The sequence below is a fragment of the Pseudomonas sp. C2B4 genome, assembly GCF_013359695.1.
In the GTDB taxonomy this organism is placed as follows: domain Bacteria; phylum Pseudomonadota; class Gammaproteobacteria; order Pseudomonadales; family Pseudomonadaceae; genus Aquipseudomonas.
In genome coordinates this window covers 6,858-10,374 of the sequence record NZ_JABFMU010000102.1, presented here as the reverse complement: position 1 = coordinate 10,374, position 3,517 = coordinate 6,858, and the positions used below count along the sequence as shown (strand labels likewise).

The window sequence follows — 3,517 nt, the reverse complement described above, 5'->3', positions numbered from 1 at the left end:
GAGCCTCAGCGAAGGGCCGTACGTCAGGGGCGAAAGCGCTTGGTTACTTGGCGCTCTTCCAAGTAACCCGCCGTAAGGGCGGAACCAATAGCCCTCGTTACCGAAGAAGCGGATATGTACACATGAGGCTCTTACACGGTCATTTCGCCGAGTTAGCCTCTTTGATATCACCGCAAAAAAGATCAGCATTGCCATCCGTTGCTGCACTGCGTACGACGACGGAGTATTCACCGGCCAGCAGGGTGGACAACGGGACAGGGGCCGTTCTTGAAAACGCCCAGCCGCGCACGGGTTGGCGTTCGGTGTTGACCTTGTCGTTCAATGCGTACGCGACGGGCCCGGGTTGCTCGCACGTGCCTTTATTGATGAACGAATAGAGGCGCAGGGGCAGTATCGCTCCGGTGGGTACGCCACTGATGAAAAAACTGAGCCCTGTTTGCTTGTCCCAGTCGGCCAGCGCGACATTGCCGATCTGCCCGGCGTTCTGCCGGGTGGCTTGCAAAGGCACGTTCACGCTCTTGCCTGATGACGTGGTGCAGCCGTAGAGACTGGCGGCGATCATGAGCGTCGCAATCGAGTTTCTGAGCATCATTGCCGAACTCCTGTGTTGAAAACTGCAAGGGGAGATTAGCGGGTATAGCTCATTCATCGCCTTCCCGGCGGCGTCCACGGGAAAGTGGCATTACCGCAAGTCGGAAGCAGGAGCCCGCAGGAGGCCGGCTGCTAATCTTTCGGTTTTCACCTGTGGCGAGGGGATTTATCCCGGTGGGGGCACGAAGCTTCTCAAGTGAACCGCATTAAGTTCGACAACCCGCTTTTCAAACGAGGTAGGCGATGGATCGGTCAAGCGTTTCAGGGGCGATGGCTTTGTTCGCGCTCGTTTCTTTCGGTGCCAGCAGTCCTGTGGCGGCGGCGCCTCCACCCAGCGATCAAGATATCGCCGATGCCTATATCTATCTGCTCGGCCGTCTGCACGTCACGCGCCAGCAGCAGCTCGATTTCCAGGAAGGTTTCAAGTGGAATGAAATCATCCACCGCAAGCCTGGCGCGGTCGACTGGCCCAACCCCAACCTCGATGTGGCCTATTCGGAGGCCTGGGTGGCGGTCGATGAATCCAGCTGCACGATTGTCTCGGTGCCAAAAGTCGAGGACCGCTACTTTACCGTGCAGTTTCTCAACGGTTGGGGCGAGACGCTCGCCAACATCAATGAGCGCGTCTTCCCCCGGCAGTCCTACGGTGACTTTGCTGTGTGCCTCAGGGGCGCCAAGGTCAAGCTGCCGGACGGCTTGACCAGTCGCATCGATTTGCCGGTCAAGTCCTCTCGTATCCTTGCCCGCGTCGCATTGGGCAACGACCCGGATCGTGCCGTGGCCTTGCAGCAACAGTTCAAGCTCACGGCCACCGGTTCCCCCAAGTTGCCGGAGATCCCCAAGACACCCATTTTCGACATGGAGAAACTGCCCGGCGTTGAGTCTTTCGACGTCGCTGACCTGGCGCTCGACAGCGATCCGGACATCAATCCCGGCCTTGAACACCAACAGCAGACAGCGAGGGCTGTCGCCAAGGCCATCAGCGACCCGGCCGAGCGAGCCAGGGTCGATCAGGTCATCCGCACAGTGGCCTTTCCCCAGTTCGCCAAGGCCGGTGGCCTCATTGGTCACGGTACGGTCGAGAATGGCTGGGCGCGTCCCGGTGTCGTGGGCGAATACGGACTCGATTATCTCGCGCGAACCCTCGTCAACCATGGCGGCATCTGGGCCAATATCAAGCCTGAGGTCCTCTACTATCGAGGCGGAAGCGATTCGACCGGCGCCGGACTCAACGGCAACAATGTCTACACGCTGACGTTCCCTGCCGACGCATTGCCGACCCGGTTCGCCAAGTATTTCTGGTCCGTCATCGCTGTCGATAGCATTCACTTCCGCGTGCTGCCGAACCCCACCAAGCGCTACTTGCTCAATGAGCAGACCCACCCCCAACGAAGCGCGGATGGTTCGCTGACCCTCTATTTCGCCGCCGAAAAACCGGCTGACGCGCCAGAGGGTAACTGGCTACCCACACCGAAGGGCACGGACTACCGTCTCACCATGCGTTTCTATGGCCCGCTCGACGGCGTGGCGAACGGTACGTACTACCCACCGGCGCTGGTCAAAGTTGATTAATCGGCTTGGGTGGACAGGTCATGACCCCGGAAAAAGTAGTGAGTCCGGATGAAGACGGCCCAACCTGGCATACCCGTAACCCACTCCAACGGGGTGGGAGGCGGGGCGCTGATGGAGGATTAACCTCTAAACCTCATAAAAGGCGTCCGCCGCATCTTCTGTAGCGGTGGTGCGAATTCCAAGAGGTATCTGTTGTGAACCGTTGTATCTCCACTCTGTCCGGTAACAGTCGCAAGCTTGATGGTGGCGTGATGTTTGGCAATACGCCACGGCAGTTATGGGCGGACTGGATCACGCCTGACCAGGATAATCTGGTGGACCTCGCCTCACGAGGCCTGCTGGTGCAGCAAGCAGGCCGGAACATACTGGTGCTGGCGGGCGCCGGGGCGCTGTTGGCGCCGCTGCGACGCACCTGCAGCTGCCAGAAACAGCCCCCGGGCCTGCTGGACAGTCTGGCGCAACACGGTCTCGCCGAAGGCGACATCAGTGCGGTAGTACTCACGCACCTGCATGCGCAACTCACCCCCGAACTCTGTGCGGCGGTCGAGGAGGGTGAGACACCACGCCTGCTGTTTCCCACGGCGCATTACATCACCGGTGAGCGGCACTGGTCCCGAGCTCGTCACAACCATCCCCATGATCGCGCGTTGTTCGTCCGGCAGATCGTGCACAGGCTTGAGGGCAGCGGTCGATTGGTGCTGGTCGATGGCGATCGGTGCAATGAGCTGGGCGAGGGGTGGCAGTTCCACTACAGCGATGGTTACACCCCGGGGCAACTGATTCCGGAAATCGCCATGCCGGGCGGGCCGGTGGTGTTCGCGGGTGACCTGATCCCCGGCACCCATTGGCTGCGCCTGGACGTCACCACGGCCAACGATCGCAATCCGGAAGGTCTTGTCGGCGAGAAAGAGCGGCTGCTGGACCACCTGGTAGCCAGTGGTGGGCGCCTGGTGTTTTCCAGTGATCCCGAGGTTGCGATGATCAAGGTCATGCGTGATCGACAGTCGCGTTACCTGCCGTTTGATCCGCACCCCGCATTGAGCCGTTTCGATTTTTGAGGGTCAGTGAACGCCAAACCGGCGGCCACCGCAGACCCCTTGTGGGAGCGAGCCTGCTCGCGAAGAGGGCGGCACCTTCACCAGGGATGTCGACGGATGTACCGCATTCGCGAGCAGGCTCGCTCCCACAGTCTTTGATCTTCAGCGAACACCAAACCGGCGGCCACCGCAGACCCCTTGTGGGAGCGAGCCTGCTCGCGAAGAGGGCGGCACCTTCACCAGGGATGTCGACGGATGTGCCGCTTTCGCGAGCAGGCTCGCTCCCACAGTTTTTGATCTTCAGTGAACGCCAATCT

General features: G+C 60.4%; 3 protein-coding genes. 2 read left to right on the top strand and 1 reads right to left on the bottom strand.

All coding sequences use genetic code 11. The features are described 5' to 3' along the window. Positions 1-139 precede the first annotated feature (139 nt). Positions 140-592, bottom strand: a complete 453-nt coding sequence (locus HNQ83_RS30310; RefSeq protein WP_175392517.1) for a hypothetical protein — start codon at positions 590-592, stop codon at positions 140-142. Positions 593-861: 269 nt separating this feature from the next. Here HNQ83_RS30310 and HNQ83_RS30305 point away from each other — a divergent pair, with 269 nt between their 5' ends. Next, on the top strand, positions 862-2,163 hold the full coding sequence (locus HNQ83_RS30305) for a DUF1214 domain-containing protein (protein ID WP_372241943.1): 1,302 nt from the start codon (positions 862-864) through the stop codon (positions 2,161-2,163). Positions 2,164-2,357: 194 nt separating this feature from the next. Beyond that, positions 2,358-3,221, top strand: a complete 864-nt coding sequence (locus HNQ83_RS30300; protein WP_175392515.1) for an MBL fold metallo-hydrolase — start codon at positions 2,358-2,360, stop codon at positions 3,219-3,221. The last annotated feature ends 296 nt before the right edge of the window (positions 3,222-3,517 follow it).